The 17859-nt window shown below is 73.8% G+C and carries 15 protein-coding genes; 12 read left to right on the top strand and 3 right to left on the bottom strand.

Going from position 1 to position 17859, the window contains the following annotated elements; genetic code table 11:
- Window positions 1-17 precede the first annotated feature (17 nt).
- The 7 genes from ACH45N_RS17680 (at window position 18) to ACH45N_RS17650 (ending at window position 7979) form a co-directional block, all read left to right on the top strand.
- A complete protein-coding gene (locus ACH45N_RS17680) occupies window positions 18-1391 on the top strand; it encodes an ABC transporter substrate-binding protein (RefSeq protein WP_397396179.1) in 1374 nt (457 codons plus the stop codon).
- 49 nt (window positions 1392-1440) lie between these two features.
- A complete protein-coding gene (locus ACH45N_RS17675; protein WP_397396177.1) occupies window positions 1441-2385 on the top strand; it encodes a carbohydrate ABC transporter permease in 945 nt (314 codons plus the stop codon).
- Window positions 2382-3200 (top strand): carbohydrate ABC transporter permease, encoded by an 819-nt coding sequence (locus ACH45N_RS17670; protein WP_397396175.1) that lies wholly within the window; start codon window positions 2382-2384, stop codon window positions 3198-3200. Before ACH45N_RS17675 ends, ACH45N_RS17670 begins: the two co-directional genes overlap by 4 nt.
- A 2-nt stretch (window positions 3201-3202) precedes the next feature.
- Window positions 3203-4711, top strand: coding sequence for a mannitol dehydrogenase family protein (locus tag ACH45N_RS17665; RefSeq protein WP_397397497.1), 1509 nt, complete (start codon window positions 3203-3205; stop codon window positions 4709-4711).
- A 69-nt stretch (window positions 4712-4780) separates the two neighbouring features.
- A complete protein-coding gene (locus ACH45N_RS17660; RefSeq protein ID WP_397396173.1) occupies window positions 4781-6268 on the top strand; it encodes a serine hydrolase domain-containing protein in 1488 nt (495 codons plus the stop codon).
- Window positions 6265-7326 (top strand): sensor histidine kinase, encoded by a 1062-nt coding sequence (locus ACH45N_RS17655; protein ID WP_397396171.1) that lies wholly within the window; start codon window positions 6265-6267, stop codon window positions 7324-7326. The genes ACH45N_RS17660 and ACH45N_RS17655 overlap by 4 nt, the downstream gene beginning before the upstream one ends.
- On the top strand, window positions 7323-7979 hold the full coding sequence (locus ACH45N_RS17650; protein ID WP_397396169.1) for a response regulator: 657 nt from the start codon (window positions 7323-7325) through the stop codon (window positions 7977-7979). The genes ACH45N_RS17655 and ACH45N_RS17650 overlap by 4 nt, the downstream gene beginning before the upstream one ends.
- Window positions 7980-8003: 24 nt before the next feature.
- Here the strand turns inward: ACH45N_RS17650 and ACH45N_RS17645 are convergent, their stop codons facing one another.
- Complete coding sequence (locus tag ACH45N_RS17645; protein ID WP_377227764.1) at window positions 8004-8183, bottom strand: CsbD family protein; 180 nt, start codon at window positions 8181-8183, stop codon at window positions 8004-8006.
- A 156-nt stretch (window positions 8184-8339) separates the two neighbouring features.
- Here ACH45N_RS17645 and ACH45N_RS17640 point away from each other — a divergent pair, with 156 nt between their 5' ends.
- The 3 genes from ACH45N_RS17640 to ACH45N_RS17630 all read left to right on the top strand — a co-directional run bounded on the left by ACH45N_RS17640 (window position 8340) and on the right by ACH45N_RS17630 (window position 12404).
- Window positions 8340-8771, top strand: coding sequence for a DUF4383 domain-containing protein (locus ACH45N_RS17640; protein ID WP_397396167.1), 432 nt, complete (start codon window positions 8340-8342; stop codon window positions 8769-8771).
- 108 nt (window positions 8772-8879) lie between these two features.
- Window positions 8880-9443 (top strand): DUF2127 domain-containing protein, encoded by a 564-nt coding sequence (locus ACH45N_RS17635; RefSeq protein WP_397396165.1) that lies wholly within the window; start codon window positions 8880-8882, stop codon window positions 9441-9443.
- 135 nt (window positions 9444-9578) lie between these two features.
- Complete coding sequence (locus tag ACH45N_RS17630; RefSeq protein ID WP_397397495.1) at window positions 9579-12404, top strand: cation-translocating P-type ATPase; 2826 nt, start codon at window positions 9579-9581, stop codon at window positions 12402-12404.
- Window positions 12405-12412: 8 nt separating this feature from the next.
- On the opposite strand, the gene ACH45N_RS17625 is transcribed toward ACH45N_RS17630, so the two are convergent.
- Window positions 12413-12799 carry a hypothetical protein gene (locus ACH45N_RS17625; RefSeq protein ID WP_397396163.1) on the bottom strand — a complete coding sequence of 129 codons (387 nt, stop codon included), beginning with the start codon at window positions 12797-12799 and terminating at the stop codon, window positions 12413-12415.
- A 214-nt stretch (window positions 12800-13013) separates the two neighbouring features.
- Here ACH45N_RS17625 and ACH45N_RS17620 point away from each other — a divergent pair, with 214 nt between their 5' ends.
- Window positions 13014-15152 (top strand): HNH endonuclease, encoded by a 2139-nt coding sequence (locus ACH45N_RS17620; RefSeq protein WP_397396161.1) that lies wholly within the window; start codon window positions 13014-13016, stop codon window positions 15150-15152.
- Window positions 15149-15547 (top strand): peptidase C39 family protein, encoded by a 399-nt coding sequence (locus tag ACH45N_RS17615; RefSeq protein WP_397397493.1) that lies wholly within the window; start codon window positions 15149-15151, stop codon window positions 15545-15547. The genes ACH45N_RS17620 and ACH45N_RS17615 overlap by 4 nt, the downstream gene beginning before the upstream one ends.
- Here ACH45N_RS17615 and ACH45N_RS17610 read toward each other — a convergent pair.
- Window positions 15540-17777 carry a helix-turn-helix domain-containing protein gene (locus ACH45N_RS17610; RefSeq protein ID WP_397396159.1) on the bottom strand — a complete coding sequence of 746 codons (2238 nt, stop codon included), beginning with the start codon at window positions 17775-17777 and terminating at the stop codon, window positions 15540-15542. The genes ACH45N_RS17615 and ACH45N_RS17610 overlap by 8 nt on opposite strands.
- Between the last annotated feature and the right edge of the window lie 82 nt (window positions 17778-17859).

Genomic DNA, 17859 nt, shown 5'->3' with positions numbered 1-17859 from the left:
GAAGGGTCGAAGCAATGATGCTCACGAGAACTGCGCGCCGCCAGGCCGCGCCCACCGGCCTCGCGGCCGCGGCGCTCGCGCTGGCGCTGACCGCCTGCGCCGGAGCGGGAGGCGGCGGGAACGGCGACGCCGCCGGACAGGACGGCGGTCCCGTCGAGCTCACGCTCGCGACCGTCAACAACCCGCAGATGAAGGACATGGAGGAGCTGAAGTCCGCCTTCGAGGAGGAGCACCCGGACATCACGGTGAACTTCATCCAGATGGAGGAGAACGACCTGCGGGACGCCGTCACCAAGGACGTCGCGACCGACGGCGGCCAGTACGACATCGTCACCGTCGGGTCCTACGAGGTGCCGATCTGGGCGCAGAACGGCTGGCTCACCGACCTGACGGGCGACCTGGAGTCCGACGCGGACTACGACGTCGACGACCTGTTCGAGCCCGTCAAGGACGCCCTGACGGTCGACGACTCCCTGTACGCCGTCCCGTTCTACGGCGAGTCCTCGATGCTCATGTACAACAAGGAGATCCTCGACGCGGCGGGCGTGACCATGCCCGAGCACCCGACGTGGCAGGAGGTCGCCGACATCGCCCGCCAGGTCGACTCCGACGACGTCGACGGCATCTGCCTGCGCGGCAAGCCGGGCTGGGGCGAGGTCTTCGCACCCCTGACGACGGTGGTGAACACGTTCGGCGGGAGCTGGTTCGACGCCGACTGGAACGCCCAGGTGGACCAGCCCGAGTTCGCCGAGGCCGTCCAGTTCTACGTGGACCTGGTCGAGGACGCCGGCGAGGCCGACCCCGTCTCCACCGGGTTCACCGAGTGCCTGAACAACGTGAGCCAGGGCCGGTCCGCGATGTGGGTCGACGCGACGGTCGCGGCCGGCCTGCTGGAGGACCCGGAGTCGTCGCAGGTCGCGGGCAAGATGGGCTACGCCCACGCCCCGGTGGTCGAGACCGAGGAGTCCGGCTGGCTGTGGTCGTGGAACCTCGCGATCCCGGAGACCACGCAGAACCGCGACGCCGCGGTCGAGTTCGTGAAGTGGGCCACCAGCAAGGAGTACCACCAGCTCGTCGGCACGGAGCTCGGCTGGAGCCGGGTGCCCCCGGGCGCGCGGAACTCGACGTACGAGATCCCGGAGTACGAGGAGGCCGCGGCGTCGTTCGCGCCCATCACGCGGGACATCATGCTCGCCGTGGACCCGGAGCAGCCGGGCGTGGCGCCGCAGTCGTGGACCGGCATCCAGTACGTCACCATCCCGGAGTTCCAGGACCTCGGGAACCGAGTCTCGCAGGACCTGGCCGACGTCTTTGCCGGCCGCAGCGAGCTCGAACCGGTGCTGGAGCGGGCCCAGGGTCTCGCCCAGGAGGCGGGCGACGCCCAGAAGTAGGGACGCCCCAGAAGCAGGACGCCCAGAGAAGGAGGAGGAAGGAGGCCCCATGACCGTTCTGATGTCCGCCCCGACGCGCCGTCGGCCCCCGCGGACGACGCCCACCGGCGAGCAGAGCCGCCGACGCCGGCTGGCCGTCTCGCGCGCCCTGCTCTGGCCGGCGCTGGCCACGTCGATCGTCCTGACCCAGATCCCGTTCGTGCTGACGATCTACTACTCGCTGCAGCGCTGGAACATGCTGCGGCCCGGCGACCGCGGGTTCACGGGCCTCGACAACTACGTGAGCGTGCTGCGGGACGGCTCGTTCCTGTCCTCGCTCGGCGCGACGGTCGCGGTGACCGGCACCTCCGTGGTGGCCTCGACCCTGCTCGGCATGCTGTTCGCGGTGCTGCTGGACCGCAACTTCGTGGGGCGCGGCGTGGCGCGGACCCTGATGATCACGCCGTTCCTCGTGATGCCCGCCGCCGCGGCCCTGGTGTGGAAGTGGTCCATCCTGGACGCCGCCACCGGCATGGCCAACTGGGGCCTCGGCCTGGTCGGCCTGCCGCCCGTGGCCTGGAACACCGAGCTGCCGATGCTCACCATCATCCTGGTGCTGACCTGGCAGTACACGCCGTTCGCCATGCTGATCCTGCTGGCCGGGCTGCAGGCGCAGGACCGGGACGTCCTGGAGGCCGCCGCGGTCGATGGCGCCGGGGCGCTGCGCACGTTCGGCTCGATCACGCTGCCGCACCTGCGCCAGTACGTCGAGATCGCGGTGCTGCTGGCCTCGATCATGCTGCTCCAGGTCTTCGACCCCATCGCGATCATGACCCGGGGCACGGGCGGCACCAAGACCCTGTCCTACCTGCTCTACGAGCGGGCGTTCGTCGGCCTGGAGGTCGGCGAGGCCGCCGCGTACGGCGTGATGACCGTGCTCGTGACGATCGTCGTGGCGTCGGTCGCGCTGCGCACCCTCTTCAAGGTCTTCTCCACGGAAGGGATCGACCGATGACGTCCTCGCGCCTGCGCGCGGCCCTGATCACCGCGGCCACCTGGGCGCTCGTGCTGATGTTCTTCTTCCCCGTGGCCTGGATGGTGTTCACGGCCTTCAAGCCCGAGCACCAGGCCGCCACGATGCCGCCGACGTTCGCCCCCGACCTCACGCTCGACCAGTTCGACGCCGTCTTCGCGCGCGACATGCTGCCGTACCTGATCAACTCGCTCAGTGCGAGCCTCGGGTCCACGCTGCTCGTCCTCGTGCTGGCCGTCCCGGCCGCCTACGCGCTGAGCATCCGCCCCGTCGCCAACGTGCGCGACGCCCTGTTCTTCTTCATCTCGACCCGCTTCATGCCGGTGGCCGCCTCGATCATCCCGGTCTACCTCCTGCTGCAGTCCGTGGGCGGGCTCGACAACATCACCTGGCTGACCATCCTCTACGTGGGCGTCAACCTGCCCATCGCGGTGTGGATGATGCGGTCGTTCCTCGCCGAGGTGCCGCGCGAGGTCATCGAGGCGGCACAGCTCGACGGCGCCCGCCTCGGCACCGAGATCTTCCGCGTGGTGCTGCCCATCGTGCTGCCCGGCGTCGCCGCCGCGGGCCTGATCTGCTTCATCTTCGCGTGGAACGAGTTCTTCCTCGCCAACCTCCTCACGGCCCAGGTGGCGCGGCCCACCCCGCCGTTCCTCACCAGCTTCGTGGACGGCCGCGGCCAGTTCCTCGCCGTCCTGTCCGCGGCCGCGACCGTCGCCATCGTCCCCGTGGTGCTGGCGGGCTGGATCGCGCAGAAGCAGCTCGTCCGCGGCCTGGCGATGGGGGCGATCAAGTGACGCTGGACCTCGCCGTCCCGCTCGGCTCCGCGGCGGACGCCGCGCCCGCCGTCAGCCTGCCGCCCTACGACCGCGCCGGCGTCCGCGTCGGGATCGTGCACCTGGGTGTCGGCGGCTTCCACCGCGCGCACCAGGCGCTCGCGGTCGACGAGCTGCTGCGCCGCGGCGAGGCCCGCGACTGGGGCATCTGCGGCGTCGGCCTGCTGCCCGGCGACGCCGCCATGCGCGACGCGCTGCGGGCGCAGGACGGCCTGTACACGCTGGTGACCAAGCACCCGGACGGGCGCCTCGACGCGCGGGTGGTCGGCAGCATCGTGGAGTACCTGTTCGCGCCGGACGACCCGGAGGCCGTGCTGGAGCGCATGGCCCACCCCGACACCCGCATCGTGTCGCTGACCATCACCGAGGGCGGCTACGGGTTCGACCAGGTCACGGGCGAGTTCGACGCGACGGCGCCCGCCGTCGTCGCCGACGCCCGGCCGGGGGCCGTGCCGGCCACCGTGTTCGGTTACGTGGTGGAGGCCCTGGCCCGACGGCGGGCGCGCGGCCTGCCACCGTTCACCGTCATGTCCTGCGACAACGTGCAGGGCAACGGCGAGAAGGCCCGGACCGTCTTCGCCGCCTTCGCGGCCCTGCGCGACGCCGACCTCGGCCGGTGGGTGCACGACGAGGTTGCGTTCCCCAGCTCGATGGTGGACCGGATCACGCCCGTGACCACGGACGAGGACCGGGCCCTGGTCGCCGAGCGGCTCGGCGTCGCGGACCGCTGGCCCGTGGTGGCGGAGCCGTTCTTCCAGTGGGTGCTGGAGGACCGCTTCCCGCTGGGCCGGCCGCCGCTGGAGCACGCGGGTGTGCAGCTCGTGGCCGACGTCGAGCCGTACGAGCTGATGAAGCTGCGGCTGCTCAACGCGAGCCACCAGGCCATCGCCTACTTCGGGTGGCTGAGCGGCTACCGGTACGCGCACGAGGCGATGGCCGACCCGGTCGTGGCGCGGTTCGTGCGCGACTTCATGGACCGCGAGGCGACGCCGACCCTGCGCCCCGTCCCGGGCGTCGACCTCGACGAGTACAAGGCCACGCTCGTGGAGCGGTTCGGCAACCCGGAGGTGCGGGACACGCTCGCCCGGCTGTGCGCGGAGACCTCGGACCGCATCCCGAAGTGGCTGGTGCCGATCGTGCGCGAGCAGCTGCTCGCCGGCGGCGAGATCGTCCGGTCGGCGGCGATCGTCGCGAGCTGGGCCCGGTACGCCGAGGGGACCGACGAGCAGGGTGAGCCCATCGACGTCGTCGACCGGCTCGCGGACCGGCTCGTGCCGCTCGCCCGCGCGCAGCGGGGCGACGCCGCTGCCTTCCTGCGCAGCCCCGACCTGTTCGGGTCGCTCGTGACCGAGCCGCGCTTCGTCGCGGCCTACCTCGACGCGCTCGGCTCGCTGCACCAGGCGGGGGCGCGCGCGACGCTGGAGGCCCTGGTGGCGGGGGCGGCGGGGGCGGCGGGGACGGACCACCCCTGACTTTCGTCAGGGGCGGTCCGGACACCCGACCGATGTGCCCGGAGCTGGCCGCTCCCTAGCGTGCCGGACATGGAACGCACACCCCTGACCAGGCATCTCACGGCGGCGCTGCTCGCGCTGGGCCTCGCGACGGCGGGCCTCGCCCCCGCCGCGGCCGGCGCTCGTGCCGCGGAGCCGGGCCTGCCGGCCGCGCCCACCCCCGAGGCGATCGACACCTACCTCGCCGACCTCACCGAGGCCTCGGGGGTGCCCGGCCTGTCCGCCGTGGTGACCCACGACGACCGGGTCGTCCACGCCGCCGGGTACGGGCACGACGCGGACGGCTCCCCGGTCACCGCCGACACCCCCATGCGGGTCGCGTCGGTCACCAAGTCCTTCACCGCGACGGCGGTCATGATCCTCGCGGAGGACGGCCGGATCGACCTCGACGGCCCGGTCACGGACCAGCTCCCGGAGCTGCGGATGGCTGACCCGCGGGTCGACGAGATCACCGTCCGCCAGCTCCTGGACCAGACCTCCGGGCTCGCCGACACCAGCGTCGACGTCGCCGACCTGGCCGAGGCGACGTCCCGCACCGACTACGTCGCCCGGCTGCACGACGACGCCCTCGCCACCGACCCGGGTACCACCTACGCGTACTGCAACGTCAACTTCGACGTCGCCGCCCGGCTCGTGGAGGTGGCCTCCGGCCGGCCGTTCGGCGACTTCCTGGCCGAGCGCGTGTTCGGGCCGCTCGGCATGTCCGGCAGCGCCACCCGCGACGACGTCGTCCGGCCCGCCGACGGGTACACCTCCCTGTTCGGCTGGTGGGTCCCGCGCGAGGAGCCCCGGTGGTTCGACGACACGGGCAGCGCCGGCGTCATCACCACCGCCGCCGACCTGGGACCGTGGCTGATCAGCCAGACGGGCCACGGCCGCCGACTCGTTCCCGACGCGGACCTCGACGCGATGCACACGCCCTCCGCCGTCGGCGAGTACGGCCTCGGCTGGCACACCGAGGACGACGGGACCCGCTGGCACTCCGGCTTCGTCATGACCTACCGGGCCGTCGAGTGGATCGACCCCGCCACCGGGTACGGCATCGCGGTGCTGACCAACGGCGCGGGGCTCACCGACGTCACCCGGACGGCGCTCGACGGACTGGTCGCGCTGACCCGCGGCGAGGCCCCCGTGCCCCCGGCCGGGTCCCCAACCCTCGACCTCGGGCTCGCAGCCGTGCTGCTCGCCTCCGCCGCGCTCGGCGTCGTCGGCGTGCTGCGCGCGCCGCGCTGGGCGACGCGCCGCGCGGGCCGGGCCTGCTGGGCCACCGGGCTACGGCTGGCCTGGCTCGTGCTCCCCGCCCTCGTCCTCGCCCTCCTGCCGGCGCTCGCGACCTTCCTCACCGGCGGCCGCACCTTCCCGTGGCCCTCGCTGCTCTACTTCGGGCTGCCCGTGGTGCTGGTGCTGCTGGTGGCGGCGCTGGCGGGGCTCGCCGTGCTCGGCGCCCGGCTCCGGGCGCTGCTCCGGGGACTGCCCCGGACTCTGTCCCGGCGGCGCCCGGTAGGGTCGGCCGCGTGACCGAACACCGCCCCGACCGCCACGAGGTCGCCGGCGGCGTCGCCCTGGCGGCCCTCGCGGTGCTGGCGGTCCTGAACAGCGTCGGGGCCGACGCGCTGCCGCTCTGGCGGCAGCTCGTCTTCCCCGCGCTCGCGCCGCTCGCCTACCTGCACGGCAGGTACGTGCGCACCCGCGGCGCCGGCTGGCCGCTGGGTGGCGCGGCGGTCCTGGCGGCGGCGCTCGCGTCCGTGGACGTCGGTGCGGCCGCCACCGGGGCCATGCTCCTGGCCGTCTTCGTCGTGGCGCCGTGGCTGGCGGGCCGCAACCGCCGGCAGCAGGCCGAGCTGGCCCGGCTCGCCGCGGAGCGGGTGGCCCGGCTCGAACGTGAGCGGGAGCTGGTCGCCCGCAGCGCCCGGGCCGAGGAACGCGCCCGGATCGCGACCGAGCTGCACGACCTGGTGGGGCACGACCTCGCGCTCATCGCCGTGCGGGCCGGGGCGCTGGAGGTCTCCGCCGGCCTGGCCCCCGCCGACCGGCACGCGGACCGCGCCGCGGTCGCCGGGATCCGGGTCACCGCGACGGAGGCCACCGACCGGCTCCGCGGCGCGCTCGGCGCGCTCCGGGACGGGCCGGCCGGGGACGGGTCGCTCCTCCCGCCGCACGAGACGATCGCGGCGCTGGTCGCGCGGGCGGCGTCGGCGGGGCTGGACGTGCGGCTGGACGGCGCGCCGGACGCGGCGTCCGGCCTCGCGGGGAGCAGGGCCGGGAGCCTGGCGGAGCAGGCCGCGCACCGGGTGGTGCAGGAGGCGCTCACCAACGCCGCCCGGCACGCGCCGGGAGCCGCGGTCACCGTGCGCGTCCGGCGGGACGAGGACGCGGTGCGGGTCGAGGTGACCGACGCCGGGGGAGCGGCGGCAGGCCCCGGCCCGGGCGCAGGCCGGGACCCGGGCCAGGGCGGCAGCGGCCTGCTCGGCCTCGCCGAGCGGGTCCGGCTCCTGGGCGGGACGTTCGGCGCAGGGCCTGCGGGCGACGGCTTCGCCGTGCGCGCCCGCATCCCGGCAGCGCGGGAGGTCGCGTGATCAGGGTCCTGCTGGCCGACGACGACGCCATGCTCCGGGTGGGGGTCGCCGCCATCCTCGGCAGCGACCCCGAGATCGAGGTCGTCGCGGAGGCCGGGGACGGCGCGCAGGCGGTCGGGCTCGCCCGGCGGCACCGGCCCGACGTCGTCCTGCTCGACGTCCGGATGCCGACCATGGACGGTCTCGAGGCCGCTGCCGAGCTGCGGCGCGCGGTCCCGGAGTCCGCGGTCGTCGTGCTGACGACGTTCGACGAGGACGACTACGTCGCCCGCGCGCTGGACGAGGGCGCGGCCGGGTTCCTGCTCAAGGCCGCCGACCCGCGCGAGCTGATCATCGCCGTGCGCGCGGTGGCCGGGGGCGCCGCGTACCTCTCGCCGCGCATCGCGCACCGCATGATCACGCGGTTCCGTACCGGTCGCCCTGCCCGGCGGCGGGCAGCGAGCGAGCGGGTGGGCGTGCTGACCCCGCGCGAGACGGAGGTGCTCGCCCTGGTCGGCCAGGGGCTGGCCAACCAGGACGTCGCGGCCCGCCTGCACCTCTCCGAGGGCACCGTCAAGGCGCACGTCAGCACCATCCTGGCGCGGCTCGGGGTCCGCAACCGGGTGCAGGCGGCGATCCTCGCGTACGAGGCGGGGCTCGCCGGGGGCGGCTGAGGCCTGCTCAGCCGCCGGCTCGGCTCAGTCGCTCTTCTTGAAGACGTCCTTGACGTTCTCGCCGGCCTTCTTGAGGGAGGCCTTGGCCTGGTCCGTCCGGCCCTCCGCCTCCAGCTCCTCGTCGTCCGTGGCCTTGCCCGTGGCCTCCTTGACCTTGCCCGTCACGTCCTCGGCAGTGTTCTTGAGCTTGTCGTCGATGCCCATGGGTCCTCCTCGTCAGTGCGGTCGATCGTGCTCCTTCACCTTCACCCGGCTGCCCGGCACTCGCCACGGGAGCGGGGTATGCCCCGAAATCGGACCCATCCGGGCGGGACGTCGTTCCGAACCGTCTGTGTAGCCGAACAGAACGGAGAAAACGCCATGACTCAGTCCATGTCGCAGACGCGCACCCGCGGGGTGTCCCAGTGGCTCGCCCTCATCATCGGTGCGGTCTACCTGCTCGTCGGAGCCGCGGGGTTCCTCGTGACCGGGTTCAGCGGCTTCGCCGAGCACGATCACAGCCAGACGCTGCTCGGGTTCGCGATCAACCCGCTGCACAACATCGTGCACCTCCTGATCGGGCTCCTCGGCGTGAGCCTGTCGTCCACGCTCGGCCGGGCGCGCACGTTCGGCTGGCTGCTCGTGGCCGGGTACGGCGCCGCGTTCGTGTACGGCCTGATCGCGGTGGGCAACCCGGACATCAACGTTCTCAACATCAACGCGGCCGACAACGGGCTGCACGCCCTGAGCGTCCTGGCCGGCCTGGCCATCGCGCTCTGGCCGCACCGCAAGACCGCGTCCGCCGCCTACTAGGCCGGGACCCGGCCGGGGCCCGCACAGGCCTCGGACGGGCCGGCGCGCGACCCCCGTCGTGCGCCGGCCCGTTGTCATGTGCGGTCCCGGGTACCAGAGTGATGACCCATGGAACCGGTGCGGCGTCGGCTGGTGGTCGAGACCGCCTTCGTGCTGGGCGTCCTGGTCAAGGGTCTGGACGGCCTGGTAGAGCTCGTGGCCGGGACCGCGCTGCTGGTGCTGCACCAGGACCGGATCGTCGCGCTGACCCGGGCCGCCGTCGCGGAGGAGCTGCGGGAGGACCCGCACGACCTCGTGGCCCACCTGCTCCTGAACGAGGCGACCGGGCTCGACCACGGCGCCGCCGTCGCGGGCGGCCTGTTCTTGCTGCTGCACGGCGTGGTCAAGGTGGCGATCGTCGCCGCGCTCCTGGCGGGGTCCCGCCGGGTGTACCCGTGGGCCGTCGGCGCGCTGAGCGTGCTGCTGGCCGTGCAGCTCGCCCAGCTGGTGCTGAGCCCCGGCATCGGCGTCGCGGCGCTGGTGCTGCTCGACGCCCTGATCCTGGCGCTGACCTGGCACGAGTGGCGCATCGGCCGGTCCTTCCGCGACGCGTGGCGCAGCGTGGTGCACGGCTGGTTCCCGGGCGCGTCCCCACCCGCGTCCCCACCCGCGTCCCCGTCCGCGGGCGCGTGACGCACATCCGTACGGTGCCAGCGCGTGCTGCCCGACGTCGCGTACCGCCGTGCTGAGCCGCGCGCACGAGGCGCCCTCGATGCATGATCGACTGTGGCCACCTCGCAGCAGCGCGTCCCGCCGCCGTCCGTCCCGATGCCCGCCCCGGACCCGTCGGTCCGGGAGGCCGAGGACGTCGCCGCCGACCTCGGCGTCGACCCCGCCACCGGCCTGACCGCGGCCGAGGCCGCCCGCCGCCTGGCCGCCGACGGCCCCAACGAGCTGCGCTCGCGGCCGCCCGTGCCGCTGTGGCGCAAGGTGCTGGACCAGTTCCAGGACCCGCTCGTGGCGCTGCTGCTCGTCGCCGTGGCCATCTCGCTGGCCGTCTGGTGGGTCGAGGACGCGCACGGCGTGCCCGTCGACGCCGTCGTGATCGCCGCGATCGTCGTGCTCAACGCGGTGCTCGGCCTCGTCCAGGAGAGCAAGGCCGAGAGCGCCGTCGCAGCCCTGCGGACCATGACCGAGGCGATGTCCACGGTGCTGCGCGACGGGCGCCGCGTCACCGTGCGGTCGGCCGAGCTGGTGCGCGGCGACGTGCTCGTCCTGGCCGAGGGGGACGCCGTCGGCGCGGACGCCCGCCTGCTGAGCGCGACCGCCCTGCGGGTCCAGGAGTCCTCCCTGACGGGCGAGAGCGAGGCGGTGCTCAAGGACGCCGCCGCGCTCGCGGCCCCGGCGCCGCTCGGCGACCGGTTCGACATGGTCTACAAGGGCACCGCCGTGGCCCAGGGCGTGGGGCGCGCCGTCGTCGTGGCCACCGGCATGAGCACCCAGATGGGCGACATCGCGCGGCTGCTCGACTCGACCGAGGAGGAGGTCACCCCGCTGCAGCGCGAGATCGCGCACGTCAGCCGCGTGCTCGGCCTCACGGTGATCGGTATCGCCGTGGTCGTGATGGTCCTCGCGGCCGTCGTCAACGAGGTGCGCACCCCGGCCGACCTCGTGACCGTGCTGCTCCTCGGCGTCTCGCTCGCCGTGGCCGCCGTGCCCGAGGGCCTGCCAGCGATCCTCTCCGTCGTCCTCGCCGTCGGCGTGCAGGCCATGGCGCGGCGCAACGCCGTCGTCAAGAAGCTGCACTCCGCCGAGACGCTCGGCTCGGCGTCCGTCATCGCGTCGGACAAGACCGGCACCCTGACCAAGAACGAGATGACCATCCAGCGGGTCGTCACGGCGTCGGGCGAGGTCATGCTGACCGGCGTCGGCTACCGGCCCGAGGGGGAGGCACTGGCTCGCGGGGGCGTTGCCGGGGACGGCGACGGTGACGGCGACGCCGGGCCCCTGACCGACGAGCGGCTCACCCGCGAGGCGGTCATGGTGCTCGGGGGCGGCTCCCTCGCCAACGACGCCCAGCTCGTCGAGGCCGACGGCGGGTGGACCGTCCAGGGCGACCCCACCGAGGCCGCCTTTCTCGTGGCCGCGCACAAGCTCGCCGGCACCGTGGACCGCGTCGCCGGGTTCGAACGGCGCGGCGAGGTGCCGTTCACGTCCGAGCGCAAGCTCATGTCCGCGCTCGTGGACCCGCCCGGCGACGGCGCGTGGGCGCTCGTCACCAAGGGCGCGCCCGACGTGCTCCTGCCGCGCTGCACCGACCTCCAGGTCGGCGACGAGACCGTCCCGCTCGACGACGACCGGCGGGCCGCGGCGCTCGCCGCCGTCGAGCGCCTGAGCCGGCAGGCGTACCGCACGCTCGGCGTCGCCTACCGGCGGGTCCCCGAGGACACCGGGCCCGAGGGGCTGGAGGAGCACGAGTCCGACCTGGTCTACCTCGGCGTGGTCGGCATCATCGACCCGCCCCGGCCCGAGGTCGCCGCCGCGGTCGCCGAGGCCCGCCGGGCCGGCGTCCGCGTCATGATGATCACCGGCGACCACCCGGTCACGGCCACCCGGATCGCGACCGACCTGGGCATCGTGGAGCCCGGCGCCCGCGCCGTCACCGGCACCGAGCTGGACCGCCTGGACGCCGCCGGGCTGCGCGAGACCACGCGCGGCGTCTCGGTCTACGCGCGCGTGGCCCCGCAGAACAAGCTGCAGATCGTGGACGCGCTCCAGGCCGACGGGCACGTGGTGGCGATGACGGGCGACGGCGTGAACGACGCGCCCGCGCTGAAGACCGCCGACATCGGCGTGGCCATGGGCATCACCGGGACGGAGGTGACCAAGGAGTCGGCCAAGATGATCCTCGGCGACGACAACTTCGCCACGATCGTCGCGGCCGTGCGTCAGGGCCGGATCATCTTCGACAACATCAAGAAGTTCCTGCGCTACCTGCTCTCCTCGAACATGGGCGAGGTGTGCACCGTGCTGCTCGGCGTGGTGCTGGCCGGGGTGGTCGGCCTGGAGGGGGCCGCCGGGGGCGAGGCCGTGGTCGTGCCGCTGCTGGCGACCCAGATCCTGTGGATCAACCTCGTCACCGACTCCGGGCCGGCGCTCGCCATGGGTGTGGACCCGGAGACCGACGACGTGATGGCCCGGCCGCCGCGCGGCCCGGACGAGCGGATCATCGACGGCCGCATGTGGACCGGCGTGCTGAGCATCGGGCTCGTCATGGGCGTGGCCACCCTGCTGACCATCGACATCTTCCTGCCCGGCGGCCTGGTCGAGGGGAGCGACGACCTCACCGTCGCCCGCACCGCCGGGTTCACCACCCTGGTCCTGGCCCAGCTCTTCAACGTGCTCAACTCCCGCTCCGAGACCACGAGCGCGTTCCACCGCATGTTCGTGAACCGGTGGCTCTGGGGCGCGATCGTGCTCGGGGTGCTGCTCCAGGTGGCCGTCGTCGAGGTGCCGTTCCTGCAGGTGGCGTTCGGTACCTCTGGGCTCGACCTCGCGCACTGGGCGGTGGCGGTCGGGATGGCGTCGTCGGTGCTGTGGTTCGACGAGCTGCGCAAGGTGGTGTGGCGGTGGCGGCAGCGCTCCGGGGCGTGAGCCGTGGGTCATGGGGTGACGGCGGGGTCGGGCGGGTGTGTGTACTCGACCGGCTTTCCGGTCCGGTGCGCGTAGCTGATCTCGCGGCGCGTGGACTCCCCGGTGTAGCCGCCCGGGTTGACCACCACGACGCGGTCGGCGAGGTCGATCTTGGCGAGGTGCAGTGCGCCGAGCGCAGTCTTTTGTTCGTCGGTGAGCTGGTCGCCGGTGGTCTGGTCGTTGGTGGTTCGGTAGTTGGGGGTCCGGTCGCCGGTGGTCCGGTCGTCGGGGTGCCCGAGCTCAGCGGGGGCGAGGACGATCGCCCCGGCCAGGGTGAGGTCACGGTTCGCCGCGCGAAGCTCCTGGACGAACCGGGCCGAGCCGCACAGGCACACGATCTGCGGCCGTGATTCCATCGGACCTCCTTCGCCGGACTGCGCCGCCCTCTGGTGCGCTGCGTCATATTGGAGCGGTCAACCCTGACCATCCGCATCCGGGCCGAGCCCGTTTACGCGGCGGGCAGAAGAACGAGCGCATGTCAGTGGCCGAGCATAGGATCGAACAAATGTCCGCTGCAATGGTGTACGTGGGTAATGTTTGGCTGCGTCCAGGTTTGGGGGAGGTGTCAGCATGGGCAAGCAGGAGACAGGCGGCGGTGGGGGCTGGGCGACATCCCTGAAGGACCGCAAGCCCGGCGGGATGCTCACGCGGGAGGGTGTCCCGGTCGGGCCGGATGGCGACCCCAGGGCGATCCCGCCCGGCGGGCTTGCTCTGCCCATGGCGGCCGACGACGATCCGGCAGCCGGCACCATGCCCGACGACGCGTGGCTCGCCGGCTTGTTTGCCGAGGGCGACGCCCTGTTCGGAGACGGTGGCCATCGGCGCGTTCCGGACATCCCAGACGGGCGGGACTCGTACGGCCGGGCGTCTGACGGTTTGGCGTCTGACGGTTGGGTGCCTGACGGTTGGGTGCCTGACGGTTGGGTGTCTGGCAGCGCGGCGTCGGGCGGCCGGGCCGCCTTGTGGCCGGATGAATCGCTGCGGCGGGCACTCGGGGGTGCGCCCGGTGCTGAGCTGGCATGGGTCGTCGCGGCGAGCACGGGAATCGGAGCCGCGTCGAGTGACGGTGAGGACGGCGGATCCGCTGGTGCACTCCCGGCGGGGTGTGCCGCGATCGGAGACGGTTCCGGACGGCTTGTGGGTCTGTCCGGTGATGTGCTGGCCGAGCAGCCCGGCGATGCCTCTGCCGAGCAGCCCGGCGATGCCTCTGCCGAGCAGCCGGGGGATGCTCTGGCGGAGTTGTCCGACGATGCTCTGGCCGATCTGATGAGCGCCTGCGCGCGCCTGCAGTCGTGGGCGGCGGGTGTACAGGCGCTGGCAGTTGCGGAGCGGGCCGCGCGGGAGACGAGTCCGTTGGCGCACAGCTCGTTGGTCGGGCAGGTGACTGCCGAACTGGTGATCACTCAGGCTGAGGGGCCGGAGGTGGTGGTGCGCGCGGAGTCGGGTGCGGAGCATCCGACGGTGATCGCGGCGCTGGTCCAGGGGCGGATCGATGTGCGTAAGGCGCACACGCTGCTGCGGTCGGCGGCCGACCTGACGGTGGCCGAGCGGGGCGAGGCGATCACTCGGTATCTGCCGCAGGCCCCGTACCGGACGTGGCGGTGGTTGCGGAACAAGCTGTTGGCGTTCGCGAAGGCGCGGCACGGCGCGGAGGAGACCGCGAGGGCCGCGGCCGAGCACCGCAACGTCCAGATCGATCGGTCGGACAACGACATGGGCTGGGTGTCGGCGTATCTGCCTGCGGTGGATGCTGCGGCGGTGTGGGGTGTGGTGGACGATCTGGCGCACCAGCTGCGGTACACCGCGGGTGAGGAGCGGACGTTGGGTCAGCTTCGTGCGGACTGTCTGACCGGCATCGTGACGGGTCGGCTGCTGCCGGGGGACCGCTTCACGGTCAACACCCAGGCCGGGGGAAGCACGGAGGCGAATGTGACCCCGACGACGTCGACAACCGACACGAACATGAGCGCCGACGGCGCCACTCCGGTCTGTGGCTGCGGCGGTCGCGAGCCTGAGGCGCAGGAGACGGTGGTGCGGGTGACGCCCACGCGTCCGGTCGTTCGTGTCACGGTTCCGGCGAGCGCGCTCCTGGGTCTGGATGATGCCCCGGGTGAGCTTGATGGGTTCGGTCCGATCCCGGCGGAGACGGCGCGGCTGATCGCCCAGGACGCGACCTGGCAGCGACTGGTGACCGACCCGGTGACGGGAGTTCTGGTCGACTACTCGTCCCAGGCGTACACGCCGGGCAAGGTGCTTCGGTCGGCGGTGGAGGCCAGGGACGGGACCTGCACGTTCGTCGGGTGCGACACCCCGGCGACGACGTGCGACCTGGACCACATCGAACCCTTCGACCACGAGTGGAGAGAGCGGGCCGGGGCTGCGGGCAAGAACCAGCCTGGACAGACGAACGCCTCGAACCTGCACGCGCTCTGCCGCCGGCATCACCTGCTCAAGACCCATGCCGGCTGGGGTGTCGAACGCGACGCGGTCACCGGGATCACCACGTGGACCACACCCGCGGGCAGCACGCACGCACGGCCGCCCACGATCCTGGACACCCGGGTCGACCTGGACCGGGCCGACCCGGGTACCAGCCAGGACTCGACCCTGCGTGCTCTCACCGGGCGCCGCTTGCCTCGTGCCTACGGCACGGCCGGACCGGCAGCGGATGCCATCGAGCCGTCCGCGCCGGGGGTGCCACCGTTCTGAACGAGTGGACCGATCCGGAGTACGACGCCTACCCGGAGGGCGACCGGGACCGGCGCGCCCTGCTCCGGGAGGTCCCCCGCGAGGGGGCGGTCGCGGCCGGCCTCCCGGTCGACGGCCGCCACCTCACCCTGCCCGGCCTCCGGGCCGCCCTGGCGGACGGCGAGCGGGCGCTGCTCCTCGTCTCCCTGACCGCGATGCCCGGGTTCGACGTGCCGCACCGGGTGCCGTGCCACGCGGCGGTGCCCGGGGCGGTGGTGCTGGAGGACCCCTGGATCGGCACCACGGCGGGCGAGACCTGGGTGGACGCGCACCTGCTCCCGGTCGCGGACGCCGCCGTCGACGCCATGTCCCGCAGGGAGGAACCCGGGTGCCGGGCGGCGGTGCGGATCAGCTGAGCCCGGCGAGCTGCTCCCGCGCCGCGTCGGCCCGACGGCGGTCGCCCAGCGCCTCGCGGATCTCCACGACACGCTCCAGCGCGGCGGCCGCCTCGGCCCTCCGCCCGGACGCGGCGAGCGCCAGGGCCCGCGCGCGCAGGTACATGGCGCGGTGGGCGGGCACGTCGAGCTCGTCGACGGCGGCTGCGGCGGCGTCCGCGGCCGCGAGCGCGCCCGTGCCGTCGCCGAGCTCGACGAGGTTCTTGACGATCGCGGACGCCGCGGCGACCCGCGTGGTCAGCGCGATGTCCCGGGGGAACCGGTCCGGCTGCCGGTCGAGCAGGTCGATCGCGGCCCGGTCGGCGCCGATGGCGTCCGCACGCCGCCCGAGCAGCGTGAACGCCTCGGCGAGCATGCGGTGCGTCTGGAGCAGTCCGGCCGCCTCGTCGGCCTCGGCGAAGCACCGGCGGGCCTCCTGCGCGTCACGCACGACGTCGCCGGGGGAGCCGAGCAGCAGCTCGCACCAGCCCGTGTAGTACAGGGCCCAGCCCTCCTGGGCGCGGTTGCCCGCGCGCCGTGCGACGTCCCGGGCGCGCCGGGCGTGCCCCAGGCCGCGCGCCGGGTCGTCCCGGGTGTAGAGCTCGGCCCAGCTCAGGTACCCGAGCTGGGTGGCCAGCAGGTCGTCGTCGGCGAGGCGCTCCGCTGCCTGGACGGCGAGGTCGTAGACCTGGTGCCACTGGCCCCACTGCGCCCACAGGTCGGAGAACCAGTGCAGCGACTCGGCCACCCGGACCACCAGGGCGTCCTCCTTGTCGGCCGCCGCGGCGCGCAGCGCGTGGAACCAGTGGTCCGCCTCGTCGTGCAGCCAGGCGCTCGCGGCCGCGCGGGTCGACAGGTCGGCCAGCCCGGGCCGGTCCGGCCCGTGCCCGCGGGCGGGCTCGAACCAGAGGCCGGCGTCGACGGTGGTCGTCAGGATCCAGTGCCGCAGGCGCGCCGCGTGCCCGGCCTCCGCGTGCGGGCCCTCGTCCTGGCGGAGCCGGTCCCGCGCGTAGATCCGCAGCAGGTCGTGCAGGTGGTACCGGTCGTGGGTGGCGGCCTCCAGCAGGCCGAGGTCCACGAGCTCGTCGAGCAGGTCCACGGCCGGGTGCCGGCCGGAGTCGGCCAGGACCGCGCCGAGCTCGGCGGTGAACGTGGGCCCCGTCAGGACGCCGAGGCGCCGGAACAGGGTGCGCGCGGCGTCGGAGAGCTGGTCGTAGGACATCGCGAACGCCTTGCGCAGCTCGAGGTCGCCCGCGCGGAACCCGTCGAGGCGGTGGTCCTCGGACACCAGCCGGTCCGCCAGCCGGCCCGCGGTCCAGGCGCGATGGCTCGCCACGCGGTTGCCGGCGATGCGCAGGGCCAGCGGGCAGCCGTCGCAGAGGTCGGCGAGCCGGTGCAGGTCGGCCTCGGGCGCCTGCGCGGCGGGGATGATGCGGCGCAGGAGCGTCACGGCGTCGTCGTGCGCGAGCCGGTCGAGCTCCACGCGCAGGGACGCGTCCAGCCCCGCCAGCGGACGGCGGGCCGTGACGATCACCGCGGAGGGCCCGGTGGCGGGCAGGGCCGGGCGCACCTGCTCCTCGCCGGCGGCGTCGTCGAGGACCACCAGGACCCGCCGGCTGTCAAGGAGGGAGCGCCAGAGCGCGGCGGCGTCGTCCAAGCCGGGCGGCACCGACCGTACGGCGGGCTCGCACGCCTGGATCAGGCGGCGCAGCACCACGAGCGGGTCGAGCGGGCGCCCGCCGAACCCGCCCAGGTCGATGAACCGGACGGAGTCGAACCGGTCGCGCACGTCACCGGCGGCGCGCACCGCGAGCGACGTCTTGCCGAGCACCGCGGGTCCGGACAGCACCACGAGCGGCGACGGCGCGTCGCCGGTGCCCGACGTGACGTGCGCGCCGATCGCGGACAGCTCGGCGTCCCGGCCGACGAGGTCGGCGACGGCGCGGGGGAGCGGCAGCGGGGCGACGACGCCGGCCGGGGGCCGGTGCCGGCCCGCGCGGGCGGCCGCCAGCAGCGCGGCACGGTCGGCGGGCGCCAGGCCCAGGCCGTCCGCCACGAGGTCCACGGTGCGCCGCTGCGGACCCAGGCTGGCGCCGCGCTCGATGTCGCTGATCGTGCGGTCGCTCACCCCGGAGAGCTCCGCGAGCCGTTCGAGCGTCAGGTCGGCCTCGTGCCGGAACCGGCGGAGCAGCGGGCCCAGCGCGTCGGTCATCTCTCCCCATTCCTGCGTGCTTCCTTCGTGGACGCAGTCACCGGTGACGGCCTTGGATCGAAGTGTCTCATCGTGGCGGCCG

This window comes from Promicromonospora sp. NPDC019610, from assembly GCF_044389365.1.
Classification (GTDB): Bacteria; Actinomycetota; Actinomycetes; order Actinomycetales; family Cellulomonadaceae; genus Promicromonospora.
This window is presented reverse-complemented; position numbering and strand designations above follow the sequence as displayed.

Excerpts from the sequence above, each read along its gene's own strand:
- ACH45N_RS17680 (WP_397396179.1), top strand. The coding sequence starts at position 18 with ATGCTCACGAGAACTGCGCGCCGCCAGGCCGCGCCCACCGGCCTCGCG.
- ACH45N_RS17675 (WP_397396177.1), top strand. The coding sequence starts at position 1,441 with ATGACCGTTCTGATGTCCGCCCCGACGCGCCGTCGGCCCCCGCGGACG.
- ACH45N_RS17670 (WP_397396175.1), top strand. The coding sequence starts at position 2,382 with ATGACGTCCTCGCGCCTGCGCGCGGCCCTGATCACCGCGGCCACCTGG.
- ACH45N_RS17660 (WP_397396173.1), top strand. The coding sequence starts at position 4,781 with ATGGAACGCACACCCCTGACCAGGCATCTCACGGCGGCGCTGCTCGCG.
- ACH45N_RS17645 (WP_377227764.1), bottom strand. The coding sequence starts at position 8,183 with ATGGGCATCGACGACAAGCTCAAGAACACTGCCGAGGACGTGACGGGC.
- ACH45N_RS17640 (WP_397396167.1), top strand. The coding sequence starts at position 8,340 with ATGACTCAGTCCATGTCGCAGACGCGCACCCGCGGGGTGTCCCAGTGG.
- ACH45N_RS17635 (WP_397396165.1), top strand. The coding sequence starts at position 8,880 with ATGGAACCGGTGCGGCGTCGGCTGGTGGTCGAGACCGCCTTCGTGCTG.
- ACH45N_RS17630 (WP_397397495.1), top strand. The coding sequence starts at position 9,579 with ATGCCCGCCCCGGACCCGTCGGTCCGGGAGGCCGAGGACGTCGCCGCC.
- ACH45N_RS17625 (WP_397396163.1), bottom strand. The coding sequence starts at position 12,799 with ATGGAATCACGGCCGCAGATCGTGTGCCTGTGCGGCTCGGCCCGGTTC.
- ACH45N_RS17620 (WP_397396161.1), top strand. The coding sequence starts at position 13,014 with ATGGGCAAGCAGGAGACAGGCGGCGGTGGGGGCTGGGCGACATCCCTG.
- ACH45N_RS17610 (WP_397396159.1), bottom strand. The coding sequence starts at position 17,777 with ATGACCGACGCGCTGGGCCCGCTGCTCCGCCGGTTCCGGCACGAGGCC.